A 16,208-nucleotide genomic window follows, 5' to 3' on the forward strand; every position below is an offset into this window, starting at 1 on the left:
GTGCGCGGATTACAGGCCGCGAGTGTGCAGCTTGCGAGCCGCCTCAGCAATAGAGCCGGAGAGCGAGGGGTAAACAGTGAAGGTATCCGCCAGGTCATCCACCGCAAGCTTCTTCTCCACCGCCAGGGCAATGGGGTAAATCAGCTCAGAAGCACGCTGACCAACCACCACGCCACCAATAACGGTGCCGGAGTGGCGGCGAGCAAAAATCTTCACGAAGCCATCGCGCATCGCCATCATCTTCGCGCGCGGGTTCGTACCCAGCTGCAGGGTCACCGCGTCGCCACGGTAGGAGCCCTCGGCAAGGTCCTTCTCACTCACACCCACGGTCGCAATCTCCGGGGAGGTGAAGATATTCGCGGCAACCTTATCGGTACGCAACGGACGCACCGCATCACCGAGGATGTGAGCCATAGCAATACGGCCCTGCATCGCAGCCACGGAAGCCAACGGGTACACGCCCGTGCAGTCACCAGCGGCGTAAATGCTGTTCACGCTCGTGCGGGACACACCGTCCACCTTGATGTGGCCGCTCGAGGTCTGCTCCACACCGGCAGCTTCCAGGCCCAAATCCTCAGTGTTCGGAATCGAACCAATAGCAACCAGGCAGTGAGTGCCGGAGACCTTACGGCCGTCCGACAGGGTCACGATGACGCCGGTACCATCCTCAGTGCGCTCAACAGCAGCGGCACGAGAACGCGGCATCACTCGCACGCCGCGACGCTCAAAGACGTCCTCCAGCACGCGGGCTGCGTCCTCGTCCTCGCCGGGAAGCACACGGTCACGCGAAGACACCAAGGTCACCTTCGAACCCAGGCCGTTATACGCCGAGGCGAACTCCGCACCGGTCACACCCGAACCAATCACAATCAGTTCCTCGGGAACCTCGCAAAGGTTGTACAGCTGAGTCCAGGTCAGAATGCGCTCACCGTCAGGCATACCGGTCGCCATTTCACGCGGATGCGTACCCACCGACAGCAGCACAAAGTCCGCCTGCAGGGGGTAGACCAGACCAGCCTCATCAGTCACCTGAACGGTGTGGCGGTCCAGGAGCTTACCGGTACCGTGAATAATCTTCACACCCGCAGAAGCCAGGGCGCGCTTAATGTCGGCGGACTGCTGCTGAGCCAGGTCGCGGACTCGGCGGTTCACGCGGTCCATATCAACACGCAGCTGAGGTGCCTTGCCCTTCGTGTTCTCAATGCCCAGGCTACCCGCCTCGGAGAAGCGGGTCATCATATCCGCCGTAGCGATCAGGGTCTTAGAGGGCACAACGTCGGTCAGAACGGCGGAGCCACCAATGGCATTGCGCTCAATCAGAGTCACGTCCGCGTTGGATGCGGCAGCCACCATCGCTGCCTCGTAGCCACCGGGGCCGCCACCAATAATTACAATTCGCTGAGATGCATAGTTCACCTTTGAAGTCATGCCTTAATTGTGAGCTATGCCGCCGCTACGGGGCAAACGCACTCGCCGTGCAGATATGCCATATTGTGGCAACCTGCACGGCGAGCATTTGCTTGGGGCATGCCGGTTAGACGGGGCACTCCCCTACTCTTCGAGAGCCTGCGGTTTCTCGGCATAAATCGAGTTGATGAACTTCTCGGCCCACTGCAGCATCGCGCCGTCCACCAGGTCCTTGCCGCCAACCGGCATGGTCTTCGGGCGCGGCACCAGAGTCAGCCAAGTGTCCATACCCTTCGGCTGGGCGTACGTGGACCCCGGGTACACGCGCTTCAGGCGCATCTGGCGGGACTCCGGTAACGGCGTAGCGGTCACCACGCGCACCTTCGGACCCAACACCACCAGCTCGTGAATACCGGCGGCACGGGCGTGCATACGCACCGTCGCCACGGCAAGCAGGTTCTCTACCGCCTCCGGCAGTTCGCCGTAACGGTCGACCAGTTCCTCGCGTGCCTCCGCGATCTTCTCTTCGGTATCGGCGGCAGCGATCTGGCGGTACGCCTGCAAGCGCAGACGCTCAGAATCAATGTAGGTGTGAGGAATATGCGCGTTGACGGGCAGGTCAATCTTCGTTTCGACCTCTCGCTCTTCCTTCTCGCCGCGGTAGTTCGCCACCGCCTCACCGACCAGGCGCAGGTACAGGTCAAAACCAACGCCGGCAATATGACCAGACTGTTCGCCGCCCAGCAGGTTGCCGGCACCGCGAATCTCCAGGTCCTTCATGGCGAGCTGCAGGCCCGCACCCAGCTCGTTGTGGGTCGCCACAGCCTTCAGACGCTCATGCGCAATCTCGCCGAGGGTCTTATCCACCGGGTACAGGAAGTAGGCGTAGGCGCGCTCGCGGCCACGACCCACGCGTCCACGCAGCTGATGCAGCTGGCTCAGACCGTAGTTCTGGGCGTGATCAACAATGAGGGTGTTCGCGTTCGAAATATCCAGGCCGGTCTCCACGATGGTGGTGCAGACCAGCACATCAAAGCGACGCTCCCAGAAGTCCACAATAATCTGCTCCAGACGCGATTCACTCATGCGGCCGTGGGCGGTGGCGATACGCGCCTCCGGCACGAGCTTGCCAATTTCCGCGGCAACATCGTCGATGTCAGCCACGCGGTTGTGCACGAAGAACACCTGTCCTTCACGCATGAGCTCGCGGCGGATTGCGGCGGTAATCTGGCTGTCGGTTCGCGGACCCACGAAGGTGAGCACGGGGTGGCGTTCCTCCGGCGCGGTGGCAAGGGTGGAAGTCTCGCGAATACCGGTGAGCGACATTTCCAGAGTGCGCGGAATGGGGGTTGCACTCATGGCGAGCACGTCCACATTCGTGCGCATCTGCTTGAGCTTTTCCTTATGCTCCACGCCGAAACGCTGCTCCTCGTCAATGATGACCAGGCCCAGGTCCTTAAACACCACGCTGTCCGAGAGGATGCGGTGGGTACCAATCACCACGTCCACCGCGCCGGAGGCGATTTCTTCGGTAATCTGGCGGGTTTCTTTCGCCTTCTGGAAGCGGGAAAGCACGCGAATCTTCACGGGGAAGCCCGAGAAGCGCTCGCTAAACGTCTCGTAATGCTGCTGGGCGAGCAGGGTCGTCGGTACGAGTACGGCAACCTGTTTGCCGTCCTGTACCGCCTTGAATGCGGCACGTACGGCGACCTCGGTTTTGCCGAAGCCCACGTCGCCGGAGATGAGGCGGTCCATGGGGATTTCTTTCTCCATGTCTTCCTTCACCTCGTGGATGGCGGTGAGCTGGTCGGGGGTCTCGTTGTAGGGGAAGGACTCTTCCAGCTCTCGCTGCCAGGGGGTGTCAGGGGCGAAGGCGTGGCCACGCGATGCCTGGCGTGCCGAATAGAGTTTCACCAGGTCGGCGGCGATTTCCTTGACTGCCTTGCGAGCGCGGGACTTGGTCTTAGCCCAGTCGCTACCGCCCATCTTGGACAGGCTCGGGTTCTCGCCGCCCACGTAGTTGGAGATGAGGTCCAGCTGGTCGGAGGGCACAAAGAGGCGATCGGGTGCGCCGCCGCGCTTGGCGGGGGCGTACTCGATGACCAGGTATTCCTTCATGGGCTGCACGCCATTGACCGGGGATGCACCAGCCACCGGGCGGGAGGTCATCTCGACGAACCTGCCGATGCCGTGACGTTCGTGCACCACGTAGTCGCCGGGGTTCAGCGCGAGCGGGTCGACGGCGTTGCGGCGGCGGCGTGTCTTGAATTTCTGTCCGGCGGCACCTCGGGGTGCGTAGGTTCCGCGGCGGCCGAGCAGTTCGGCTTCGGTGAAGACGGCGAGCTTCGCCTCCTCGATGAGGAAGCCTGCGGAGGCGGGCGCCTCGCACACCTCGACGATGCCGTGGTCGAGCTTGCCGGCGGGGTCGGCTTCGAGGCTGGTTCGGCGGGCTGCGGGTACGGCGGGTGCCCCTTCGCCGGAGTGGAAGAGGTCGATGAGGCGGTCGGTGGAGCCGCGGCCGTTGGTGAGGGCGAGGACGGTCCACTGCTTCTGGATGAGGTCGCCAACCTGACTGAGCATGCGTTCGACGGAGCCGTTGAATGCGGTTGCGGGGGTGGCGTTGACGGTGTAGGTGTCGATTCCGTCTTCGATGGCGTCGGCGATGCTCTGGTTTTCGAGCGCGCCTGCGGCGGCGTCTTCGAGTAGGTCTGCGTCGGTGACGAGTTCGGTGATTTCCCACCAGCTGAGCTTGGCTTCGAGTGCCTGGGCGGTGGTTTGGTCGATGGTGCGGAATCCGCTGTCGCTCATGCGTAGCTGGCCGAGGTCGATGGGTGCTACTGCATCGGCTTCTGCGGAGGTGTCCCATGCGGCGGCGAGGAATTCTTCGTTGGTGGCGACGAGGTCTTCGGCGCGGGCGCGCACGCGCTCGGGTTCGACGTTAATGATCATGGACCCTGCCGGCAGCAGCTCGGTGAGGGTGGTCATGGATTCGATGAGCAGCGGGGTGAGCGATTCCATGCCTTCGACGTAGATTCCGCCGGCGATCTTTTCGAGCATGGTTGCGGCTGCCGGGTAGTCGGCTTTCAGGCGTGCGGCGCGGCTCATGACCTCGGGGGTGATGAGCAGTTCGCGGCAGGGTAGCAGGGTGAGTTCGGTGAGTTCTTCTCCCCCGCTGAGGGTGCGCTGGTCGGCGACGGAGAAGTGGCGCATTTCGTCGAGTTCGTCACCGAAGAATTCGAGGCGGACGGGGGTGGTTGCGGTGGGCGGGAAGACGTCGATAATGCCGCCGCGTACGGCGTATTCGCCGCGTTTGGCGACGAGGTCTACGCGGGAGTATGCAGCGTCGTTGAGGCCTCGTACTACGTCTTTGAAGGGGTATTCTTCACCGCGAACCAGGTGTACGGGTTCAAGTTTTTCGATGCCGGTGACGATGGGCTGGATGACGGCGCGTACGGGCGCGATAACGACCTGGGGGCGCTTGGTCGCTTCCCCGGTCATGGCGCGCAGTACCTGCAGACGGCGGCCTACGGTGTCCGAACGCGGTGAGAGGCGTTCGTGGGGCAGGGTTTCCCAGGCGGGGAAGAGCGCGATGTCGGCGGCGGGCAGGTAGGCGCGCAGGGCTGCGGCGAGGTCTTCTGCTTGGCGGTCGGTGGGGGCGATGATGAGGCTGAGCGCTTCGGGGGTGGTTGCGCGTACGGCAGCGGAGATGTCGGCAATGAGCGCGGCGTGGGTTCCGGCGACGGCGCCGATGAGGGTGCGTGCGCTACGTTCAGCGGGCTTCGCGGAGGCGGCGGTGCGGATCGCGGCCCAGCTGCTGAGTTGATTGAGGGTTTTCAGGAGGGGGTGCAGGGGTGCTTCGGGGGGCTGTGCGGTAGCTTTTCGGGTGGTGCTCACGGGTTCTCCTGAATCTGCGGTCCTCGGTTCCGGCGGTTTGGCTGGTGGAGGGTGCCGACGGGTGGTCGGTGTGAGGTGGTGTCGGGTGGGGTGCCCGAGTGTTTTATTTTGAGGAATTTTATGTGCACTTTTTGGTGATGTGCGCGGCTTTTCTATTGTAGGTCTACTCTGCTTTTTATGGCATTTTTCTTTCGTGGGCTTCTTTGGCTGTAGATATAGCTTTTTGCACCCGATTGTCGCTTTCATTGGCGATATATGAGTATGGTTTTATTCTGTGTCATTTCTTGTGCCACAACGCCGATTTTATAGGGCGTAAATCACACTCTCCCCCACATTTTTGCACTTTGTGCACCATTATTTTCACAGCTTAATCCTGTACCCTAATCATTAACACTTACAGAAAAACCACACAGTATATCTCCTTCCGGATTCTGATCACCTCTTCCAACCAACCTCAGGTTTTCAGTATTTACTGCGGTTTTTCTAGTGCAATAATTCACCGTTTCTTTCGATGTTTCTTCCGGAACGTCGCATCAGAAAGACACAAATGACAACCACATACACGAACAATCCCGCTGAAAAGCCCCATGCCCATTCATGGTCTGCTAAGAAGTGGGCTGCTTGCGCACTCGCTTTTGGTACTGCTTTCACTGCGGCACCGCTTACTCCTATTACTCCCGCCTCGGCTGCTACCGGCACCCATGATGGTTCCAGCAGCGATAAGGCGGCTGCTTCCTGCTACGAGGTCAAGCAGGTTAATCCTTCTGCCTCTTCTGGCGCTTACTGGCTGTACACCCCGCAGATGAGCGGCCCGGCACAGTTCTACTGCGATCAGGAAACTGATGGCGGCGGCTGGGTCATGATTGGCCGCGGTCGTGAGGGTTGGACCGAGTCCTACAATGGCACCGGCGACCCGAATCAGCTGCATCAGAATCCCACCGGTCCTGCCGCTTTTACGCCGGTCCAGCTTCCCGCAAACACTGTCGATGCGCTGCTGAACGGCATTAAGCCTCAGGATCTTCCCGACGGCATGCGCCTGCACCGCGCCCACAATGCGAGGGGCACCCAGTGGCAGAACGTTTATGTTCAGCGTCCTCAGACTGAGCAGTGGACCTGGGCGATGAGCTACGGTCAGCGTTGGGGCAACGTAAAGTTCACCGGCGCAGGCATCAACCGCACCGCTCATATGGGCGGTTACCCCTCGGAAATGGCTCCGGGCATCACCACCAGCTCGGTGCGTTTCTTCGCTAACCCGAACCAGGGCTACCAGATTGGTTTTGCGTACGGCGCACTGGTGAACTTCGGTAATGAGAATTCTGATTCGTATATTTACCACAAGCGCGGTTCCTTCGGTTACTCTATCCCCTTCACTCAGGTGTTCCTGCGCCCGAAGCTGACTCAGCGTGACTTGAACTTCTCGCAGATTGGTTCTGGCTCTGCCGCCAGCAACCGTCGTGCTCTGCCCAATAGCTACACGATGCCCGTTCGCTGGCGCACCAGTGAGCAGACTGGCACCGGCAAGAAGAACGAGATGAACACCTACGTTCAGGCTATTACTCAGGTGGGCGATACCGTCTTCACCGGTGGTGACTTCAAGTATGTGGAGTCGGCTGGCGGCGAGCGCGTAGATCAGTCGTACCTGGCTGGCTACAACGTGGATTCGGGTGAGCTGGTTCGTTCCTTCCGCCCGACTTTCAACGGTCAGATTAAGGCTCTTGAGGCTCTGCCGAATAACCGCCTGGCGGTTGGTGGCGAATTTACCGAGGTGAATGGAGAGAAGGTTAACCACTTCGTCATTCTGGACGCGACCACCGGTCAGATTGACCGCACGTGGGACCTTCAGATTCAGCGCCGTAATGGTGCTGCCGCGCAGGTGAAGACCCTACTGGTTCAGGACGGTTACCTGTACATTGGCGGTAACTTCACCCATGTGAAGGGCAATACTTCTAAGGCGTACGCTTACTCGCGTGGTGCCGCTCGTATTAACCTTTCGAACGGTGCGGTGGATTGGAATTGGCGCCCGAACTTCAACGGCACGGTCAACGGTATTACCGCTGCATCCGATAACTCGACTGTTCACGCTGCGGGTTACTTTACCGAGCTGAATAACCAGCGTGCGTTCCGTCTGGCTGCTTTGAATGGTTCTAACGCTTCGAACATTAAGTGGGAGTGGGAGCCGTCGCTGAAGCTGAACATTACTGACCGTATTGTGTACGCGTTCCAGTTCGATGTTCAGGATGCTGGCTCGACCGTGTGGACTGGCGGTGCTGACCACCTGATTGCGAACTACTCGAAGAATGGTTACGGCCGTATTTCTTCGTCGATTTCTAAGTACGGTGGCGACTGGCAGGATCTGCACCTGAGCGGTAACACCATTTACGGTGCGTGCCACTGCGGTGACGTGCTCTTTGAGGGCTCTACCGGCTACCACACCTACTGGAAGGAGTCGAAGGCAGTTCACCGTATGCGCCTGGTCGCAGCGTTCGATAAGGACAGCGGCGAGGTTATTGGTGAGTTCAGCCCGGTTCTGAAGGGCGCTAGCGGCTACGGTGTGTGGGAGTCCTTCGTGGATTCGCGCGGCAACCTGTGGGTCGGTGGCGACATTAACCGTTCGCTGGGTGCTAATGGTGAGCAGCGCACTGTCGGTTTCGCTCGCTTTGCTCCTCGCGATGTGACCGCCCCGTCGACTCCGTCGAACCTGTCGGTTCAGCGTGATGGTTCGACTGACAAGCTGTCCTGGTCTGGCGTTCGTGAGAGCGGCGCTCGCTACCAGGTTCTGCGTGATGACCGCGTGATTGCTACGGTCTCGGGTACCAGCTACGAGGTTGAGCACACCGATGGCGCTCGCTACTACGTGCGTTCCATCGATGCATCTGAGAATTTCTCGGCTTCTACGGGAGCTGCTCAGGCTTAGGTCAGGTTGTTGATCTAGTTTCTTTGAGCCGCCGCCTGATGTGGGCTCTGCAGGGTTTTGCGGGGTTCGGATCAGGCGGTGGCGCACCCGGGGTGTATACCCCCCTATAGTTTTGGTTTGGCCCGAGTTGCCCAGTTTGCTATCGCTTCGCCTCTGCGGCGGCTATGATGGGTTGGGATTCATTGCGTCGGATGGGTTGCTTCCGTCCTTTCCGATGATGGGCTGAATCTTGGTCTGTGGTGTTTTTTCACTGTTGGTACGACAGTGGAAACTTCACAGATTTTTAGCGTTCTGCTTCTTACGGGTGCGGTGCCGTTGTTGGCTTCGTGCGTGAGGGGCGGGGCGTATTCATTCAATTTCCGATAACTACACTCACTGATTCCGGCAGCAGACTCTCTGTTAGTGCAGTTCATAACGCTTCTTCCCTCCCCGATGCATGGTTACTATGCTGTGCCCTGTGTTGGGTGGGTGTTGCTGTGTGAATTGCATTTTTCTGTTGTGTACCGGTTGAGGTCTCTAGGAGAGACAAATGAATTTTCTTCCGTTCACGCGTGGAGGGCGCTCACAGGGCGTTGCTTCCTCCGCTTCTGAGGGCTCTCGCGTAGCTTCTCGTTCTGGGTCCCGCGCTTTGGGTGCGGCGGCTGCTTCTATTGCGATGGTTGCGGCGTCTTTGGGTCCGATTGCTTCGGGCGCTCAGGCTGCTGACGCACGCTATTATGATGGTTCGTCGAGCGAGCGCGCTGCGGCGAGCTGCTGGGAGGCTAAGCAGAATAATCCGCGTGGCAAGAGCGGCGCGTACTGGCTGTACACCCCCGCGATGAGTGCTCCCGAGCAGTTCTATTGCGATCAGGAAACTGATGGTGGCGGCTGGGTTATGATTGGCCGCGGTCGTGAGAGCTGGACCGAGAACTACAACGGTCGCGGCGATACCAAACAGCTGCACCAGAACCCCACCGGTTTTGACGCGGTGCAGTTGCCGGGTCAGACGGTGAACGCGCTGCTGAACGGTACCCGTCCGCAGGATTTGCCCGACGGTGTGCGCTTCCACCGCGCCATGAACGTGAACGGTACCGCGTGGCAGGATTTCAAGGCGACGCGTGCCGCAAGCACCGAGTGGTCCTGGACCTTCCGCGCAACGATGTACTGGTCGAACATTTCGATTACTCATCCGCGACAGTACCGTGGCTACAACTACTACAGTCAGGATAAGACTGAGGGCAATATCTTCCGTTACGGCTATTCGAACGATTACCGTTCCCTGTACTTCGTGGAGAAGCCCTCGCAGGGTTACAAGCTGGGCTTTACCTACGGCCCGAACGCTAGGATTACGGGTTGGTTCCAGAATTACCTGCTGAACAGGACTTCTTCGTATATCTACCGTCCGGCGAATGATTCGACCACTCCCCTGGTCTTTACCCAGATTTTCCTGCGCCCGAAGCTGACGCAGAACGATCTGGCGGCTAAGGGTCTGCACGACTACGGCCAGCAGGGTGCCGAGGCAAGCAACCGCCGCGCACTGCCCAATAGCTACTCCGAGAAGTGGAAGTGGCGTACGAGTAAGACGACCGGTACCGGCAAGAACGGTGAGATGAACACCCAGGTTGAGGCCATTACCGAGGTGGGCGGCGCGGTCTTCACCGGCGGCGACTTTGCCTACGTCGAATCGGCCAGCGGTGAGAAGGTCGACCAGGCTTTCCTCGCGGCTTACGAGGTGGGTACCGGCGAGTTGCGCCGTTCCTTCCGTCCGAAGATTAACGGTCAGGTGAAGTCGGTTGAGGCTCTGCCGAACGGTCTGTTGGCTGTGGGTGGCACCTTCGACACGGTGAACGGTGAGAACCACAACGGCTTCGTGCTGCTGGATCCGAAGACCGGTCAGGTGGCGAAGCAGTGGGATATTCACGTTCAGAGCCGCATCTCTTCCCTGCCGGTGCAGGTGAAGACCCTGCACGTCCGCGACGGGTACCTGTACCTCGGTGGCTCCTTCACGCACCTGAAGGGTAACACCTCCCCCACGTATGCCTACTCGAGGAACCTGGCCCGCATCAAACTGAGCAACGGTGAGGTGGATTGGAACTGGCGTCCGGTCTTCAACGGCACGGTGAACGGTGTGAACGCTTCCGAGGGCAACAGCCATGTGTACGTGGCCGGCTACTTCACGCAGCTTAACGGCGGTGAGGCGTTCCGCATCGCCAACATCACCAATCCCCGCCAGAGCGGCGGCGACTGGACCCAAGAGCCCTCGTACGTTCCTTCCAGCGCCCAGACCTGGGATCTGAAGAACGAGCGTAAGATGTGGGGCTTCCAGTTCGACGTTCAGGACGCCGGCACCTCCGTCTGGCTGGGCGGTACCGAGCACATGATTAGCCGCTACGATAAGTCGAGCATGCAGCGTACCTACAGCGCGATTACTCGCGAGGGCGGCGACTTCCAGGATCTGCATCTGAGCGGTAAGACTATCTACGGTGCCTGCCACTGCGGTGACTTCATCTACCAGGGCGCAACCAAGATTGATGCGGAGTGGAAGAACGCTACGGATGCCCAGACGATTCGTTTGGTCGCGGCCTTCGATAAGGACACCGGCCAGGTGCTGCCGGAGTGGGCCCCGATTATGAACGGCGCGCACGGCTACGGCGTGTGGGAGTCCTTCGTGGATTCGACCGGTACCCTGTGGGTCGGCGGCGACATCAGCAAGTCTCTGGGTGCTAACGGCGTGCAGGACACCGTGGGCTTCGCTCGCTACGCTGCTCGCGACGTGACTCCCCCGGAGACCCCGCAGAACCTGCAGGTGAAGCATAACGGTGCGAAGGATCAGCTGAGCTGGTCCGCTGTGCCGGAGAAGCGAGTGACCTACCAGGTGTTGCGCGATGACCGTCCGATTGCGACGGTTACGGGCACGAGCTACTCGGTGGATCACCGCGACGGCGCCCGCTACTATGTACGTGCGGTAGATACTGCGGATAACTATTCGGCAAGTACCGAGGCCGTTCAGGCGGCATAACCCCTCATCAGGGCAATATCCACTTTTATGACAAATAATTTTAGTGATGTTCGCCCTATTGTCCCGGGCTGGTTTTAAACCAGCCCGGGACTTTTTTGCACATAGTGAATCTATTTCATTCATTTACATGAAGGTTTTTTCATGTAGAGATATATATTTACCTCGAATCAAGTAAAAATAGAGTATTAGTTAGGGCTTATTCTCATCATTTATAAAAACGTTATTTTTGTGAGTCTAAGTATTTTCCCAGCTTTGCGTGTTAGCCTTTAGGTGCTTAGCCATTGTGCGAGGTATTATCTTCCGGAATATAGTCATTCTCACTCCAACCACTAAAGAGGCTTCCCATGTCAGTGTTCTTCAAGCACCCCTCCCGGTCCCGCCTTCTGGGCACTTTGGGTACCGTTGCGGTATCCGCCCTGGTTCTGAGCGCTTGCGCTACTGAAAACCCAAGCTCCGATAGCTCTTCGTCTGCCTCTGCGTCCGCAAGCGTTTCCGCGTCGGCGCATGCTTCCTCAAACAAGTCTTCGACTGCTTCCCCCCAGGTTTCCGAGCAGGGCACCGCAGAAGCATCCGCTAACGCTTCGGCTGAAGCAAAGGATGGGGCAAAGAGCGAGGCGACCTCTTCCGACGGCCAGAAGCTTGAAGAGATTTACACTGGTGCTGAGGAGATGAAGAAAGCTTCTTCCGTACCTGTTGACGCTGAAGAAGTTAAGAAGACTACCGAGCTGGTCAACTCTTTTGAAACCATTCTGACCAAGGTTAAGGCAGCCCCCTCTGCTGAGGCTTCGCCCGAGCGCACCGCTGATCCGAGTAGCGATGAAGAGGCTGAGCAGCAGAACGTTGAGCGGGCCCGCGCTGTTCTCGATGATGAGACGATCCGCTCCATCGAGGCCGTGGCTGTTGATTCCGCTGCGGCTGAGTTTGCTGTGCAGGCTTCCGAATACGCACTGGCTGGCTGGCACTATGAAGGTTCTTCCACTGTCGTGGGCACTCCCCGCATGGCTGAAACTCAGTACAAGGGTCAGCCCGCGCGCATGCTGGAAGTATGCATGGATTCTTCCTCTGTGAAGATCTATGACGAGAATAATCAGCCCGTTAAGGATGACAATTCTCCCAAGCGTTCACTCAATATTTACACCCTCGTTCAGGTCGATGGTCAGTGGAAGATTGCGACCCATGATTTCCCGAACAATCCTGATTGCTAGGGTCTAATTAAAGATGCCGGTTTCCAACTAAGAGGTTTCCAACTAAGATTCGCTGGAAACCGCGCATTATCATCCATAGCGCATTAATGTTGATGCGCACTCGATAACATTTCTTGGCATTCATTGGAGATATTATGAAAGCCCACTTTGGCATGACGAGCTCAGGCTTTTCTCGTTCTGCTATAACCCGCTCAACTCTTTGCTTGAGCATTGCTACGGCTTTGGCTTTGCCCGTAGCTATCCCCGCTATTACGCCGAGTACCGCTGTCGAACAGACTGCGGCAAAAAGGGACTCTGCTTTCTACAATGGCACGACCTCCGAGCGTGCTGCCGCTAGCTGTTGGGAAGCCAAGCAGGCTAACCCCGAGGCAAAGAGCGGTGCCTACTGGCTGTACACTCCCGCGATGAGCCAGCCGGCACAGTTCTACTGCGATCAGGAAACTGATGGCGGCGGCTGGGTCAAGATTGGTGAGGGCCGCGACGGCTGGACCGAAAACTACGAGGGTCAGGGCGACGCCTCCCAGCTCTACAGCGATGCCGCGCCCGCGTCATCCGGTTTGACTCTCGAGCAGGGCAAGGCTCTACGCTCGGTGCCCGCCGCGAAGACCCCTATTCAGCTTTCGGGCACCACTATTTCTCAGCTGCTCAACGGCACCCGCCCCGATCAGTTGCCTGATGGTTATCGTTTCCGCCGTGCCCTGAACACCTCGGGCACCAAGTGGCAGGAGGCGACGGTTGATCGCCGCCAGACTTCTGAGTGGACCTGGGCCCTGCGTTCGAACGCTATATGGTCAAATGCGACAGTCACCAACCCTGACGAGTTCTCTTCCTATAACGAAGAGGGCCGCAAGAACTGGACTGACGGTACCTGGGAAGACCACATTCTGGGTGGTCAGAATAATGGCTTCAAGACGTTGAAGTTCGATGAGATGGCTTCCCAGGATTACCGTATGGGTTTCCGTTACGGTGCAAACTCCCCCATTCCGCAGGATGGTTCTGAGCCGGCAATGACCGACGCGCAGAACTCCTACATTTACGGTAAGGACGGTAAGGGTGAAACCTCCTTCGGTTACACCCAGATGTTCCTGCGCCCTAAGCTAACCCAGAATGATTTGAACCTGGGCGCTATCCCGGATTCCGGTACCCCGGCAAGCACTCGTCGTGCCCTGCCCAATAGCCGTTCGGCGGATTGGCGCTGGCGAACCAGCACCAAGACCTTCACCGGTGAATCCAACGAAATGAACACCTACGTTGAGGCCATCACCGAGGTCAATCACGGCAACGGCACCTCTAGCGTGTTTATTGGTGGTGACTTCATGTACCTTGAGTCCTCTTCCGGCGAGGTGGTGAAGCAGTCTAATATTGCTGCCTTTGACCCGGTGACCGGCGATTTGCGCCGCGACTTCAAGCTGACTGTTAATGGTCAGGTGAAGGCTGTTGAGGCTCTGCCGAATAACCGCTTGGCTGTTGGTGGTAACTTCAAGCTCGTTAACGGTGAAAAGCATGAGAACTTCGTCGTTGTTGATGCCACGACCGGTGAAGTTGCCCCGGAATGGGCCCAGGTTAGCGTCGAAGATCGTATTCTTACTGAGCCCATGACGGTGAAGACCATCCACCGTCAGGGTGACTACGTGTACATCGGTGGCACCTTTACCCACGTTCATGAAAGTGAAAAGGCGGGTGCTGCGTATTCGCGCAATATTGCCCGTTTTAAGCTGGGCGAGCCTTCTGACGGCGTGCCCGGTATCGTGAGCGTGGATCGCGATTGGCGTCAGGTGTTCAATGGCACCGTCAACGGTATTAGCGCTTCCGCTGATAACTCTCATGTTTACGTTGCCGGCTACTTCACCTGGCTCAACGGCGGCCTTGCCTACCGCGTGGCTGATATTACTCAGCATATGCAGAAGGGCAGCCCGTGGGCATACCAGCATTCTGAGATTCCGGCCGGCGCTAAGGTCTCTGACCTGCGTAGTGAAACCAAAATTTGGGGTTTCCAGTTCGACGTCCAGGATGCCGGTACCGGCGTCTGGGTGGGCGGTACTGAGCACCTCATCTCTCGTTACGATAAGGCGTCCTTGACCCCCACCTACACCGCGATTACCCGCGATGGTGGAGACTTCCAGGATCTGCATCTGAACGGTAACACCATCTATGGCGCCTGCCACTGTGGTGACTTCCTCTACCAGGATTCTCGTAATAAGCGGCACCCTGTGGGCGGTTCGAGCGTGATTCACTCGATCAAGCTGGTCGCTGCATTCGATAAGGACAGCGGCAAGATGCTGCCGGAGTTCTCCCCTGCTATTAAGGGTGACCACGGCTTCGGTATCTGGGAGTCTTTCGTGGATTCGACCGGTACCCTGTGGGTTGGCGGCGATATTCACCGTTCGCTGGGTGTTCACGGCACTCAGGATACCGTCGGTTTTGCGCGCTTTGAGGCTCGCGATGTGACTCCTCCGGCTACCCCGCAGAACCTGAAGGTAGAGCTAAAGGACGATAAGGACGTTCTGACGTGGGATTCTGTGCAGGATACCGGTAGTGTTCGCTACCAGATTCTGCGTGATGACCGAGTCATCGCTAGCACTTCGGATACGAAGTTCGAGATTGACCACACCGACAACGCACGTTACTTTGTGCGTGCTGTGGACAGCTCGGATAACTACTCTGCGTCCACTCCGGTCCAGGTAGCTCCGGTTCGCCCGACTCCTACCCCCACGGAGACCGCGACCGAGACTCCTACCGCTGATCCTACTGCGAGCGCTACCCCGAGTGCAGAAGCGACTACTGAGGTACCGAAGGAAGAGGACCCGAAGCCTGCCGATCCCAAGCCTGAGGATCCGAAGGACGAGGCTGCTAAGGATCAGATTGTTCTGCCCTACGCGTCCGAGTGGAAGTACATGGTCTCCAGCAAGGCTCCTAACCGTAAGTACGGTTGGAAGTACAACTTCCACTTCACCTTGGAAGATATCGCGCAGGAAGCATGGCAGACCGGCAAGACCCCGATTGGTGTCGGTACCGGTAACCTCAACACCTCCGTTAACGTTCCGCTTGTGCGTACCCGCCCCAATATCTACGCCTACACCACCATCCAGCTCACTCGTGAGCAGGCGAGCCGCGACCTGGTGCTGACCACCTACGCGGATGACGCTATTGCGGTGGGTGTTAACGGTGAAGAGGTTGGTCGTTCCAACTTTGACACTCGTGGAAAGCTGTGGAATAGCGCGATTGCATCGAGCTCGATTGATACCGCTAAGGCTCAGAAGACTCCGGTGACTTTCACCGTTCCGGCTTCTCAGCTGAAGGCTGGTGAGAACCTCATCGCTGTTGAGGTTCACCCGGGCATTAGCCGACGTAACGTTCGCCCGAATGTGAGCTTCGATTTGCAGGCTACCTCCAAGGCACCGGTTGCTGAGCAGCCCGCTGAGAAGGAAGCCGACAAGGAGGCGGAAGCTCCCGCCGCACACGAGGCTGAGCAGCCCGTGGTCGACAACGCGAACAACGCGGCAGCCGCCCAGGGCGAGCGACGCATTGTCAATAACGGAGTCGGAACCCGCGTTCCGATGTGGTCCCGAAGGAACTAATACCTTCTAGATAATCTCAGCTAAATGGGGTTTGATTTTCTGAATGATTCAGGAAATCAAACCCCATTTGCGTGTGTTCCCCACTTTTCTGTGTTTTTTGCATCATTAATTCCGGTTATTTGCAGTTCTGTTATGTGCATCTCTGCACAATGTTCAGAAATGTTTTCTAAATCCAGAATTCACAGGAACAAAGCGTCGATAACTCCCATCTA

Annotated in this window: 6 protein-coding genes; 4 read left to right on the forward strand and 2 right to left on the reverse strand. The window is 58.3% G+C overall.

What is annotated here, in order from left to right; translation table 11 throughout:
• Positions 1-9 precede the first annotated feature (9 nt).
• Positions 10-1,428: an NAD(P)H-quinone dehydrogenase gene (locus ACP3RB_RS06105; RefSeq protein WP_311452726.1), complete on the reverse strand. Its 1,419-nt coding sequence runs from the start codon at positions 1,426-1,428 to the stop codon at positions 10-12.
• 123 nt (positions 1,429-1,551) lie between these two features.
• Positions 1,552-5,301 carry a transcription-repair coupling factor gene (gene mfd / locus ACP3RB_RS06110; RefSeq protein WP_426698810.1) on the reverse strand — a complete coding sequence of 1,250 codons (3,750 nt, stop codon included), beginning with the start codon at positions 5,299-5,301 and terminating at the stop codon, positions 1,552-1,554.
• A 547-nt stretch (positions 5,302-5,848) separates the two neighbouring features.
• Here mfd and ACP3RB_RS06115 point away from each other — a divergent pair.
• From ACP3RB_RS06115 to ACP3RB_RS06130, 4 genes are all read left to right on the forward strand, one after another.
• Positions 5,849-8,215, forward strand: a complete 2,367-nt coding sequence (locus ACP3RB_RS06115) for a fibrinogen-like YCDxxxxGGGW domain-containing protein (RefSeq protein WP_426698811.1) — start codon at positions 5,849-5,851, stop codon at positions 8,213-8,215.
• Positions 8,216-8,744: 529 nt separating this feature from the next.
• Entirely contained in the window at positions 8,745-11,213 is a 2,469-nt protein-coding gene (locus ACP3RB_RS06120) for a fibrinogen-like YCDxxxxGGGW domain-containing protein (protein WP_426698812.1), read from the forward strand.
• Between the two features lie 344 nt (positions 11,214-11,557).
• The gene (locus tag ACP3RB_RS06125) at positions 11,558-12,418 is read left to right on the forward strand and encodes a hypothetical protein (RefSeq protein WP_424826704.1); all 861 of its coding nucleotides are present in this window, start codon (positions 11,558-11,560) and stop codon (positions 12,416-12,418) included.
• Between the two features lie 227 nt (positions 12,419-12,645).
• Positions 12,646-15,996 carry a fibrinogen-like YCDxxxxGGGW domain-containing protein gene (locus ACP3RB_RS06130; protein WP_426698813.1) on the forward strand — a complete coding sequence of 1,117 codons (3,351 nt, stop codon included), beginning with the start codon at positions 12,646-12,648 and terminating at the stop codon, positions 15,994-15,996.
• The last annotated feature ends 212 nt before the right edge of the window (positions 15,997-16,208 follow it).

The organism is Rothia mucilaginosa (genome assembly GCF_049990865.1).
In the GTDB taxonomy this organism is placed as follows: domain Bacteria; phylum Actinomycetota; class Actinomycetes; order Actinomycetales; family Micrococcaceae; genus Rothia; species Rothia mucilaginosa_I.

Bases quoted from the DNA above. Each gene is read 5' to 3' on its own strand.
- ACP3RB_RS06105 (WP_311452726.1), bottom strand. From the start codon at position 1,428: ATGACTTCAAAGGTGAACTATGCATCTCAGCGAATTGTAATTATTGGT.
- ACP3RB_RS06115 (WP_426698811.1), top strand. From the start codon at position 5,849: ATGACAACCACATACACGAACAATCCCGCTGAAAAGCCCCATGCCCAT.
- ACP3RB_RS06120 (WP_426698812.1), top strand. From the start codon at position 8,745: ATGAATTTTCTTCCGTTCACGCGTGGAGGGCGCTCACAGGGCGTTGCT.
- ACP3RB_RS06125 (WP_424826704.1), top strand. From the start codon at position 11,558: ATGTCAGTGTTCTTCAAGCACCCCTCCCGGTCCCGCCTTCTGGGCACT.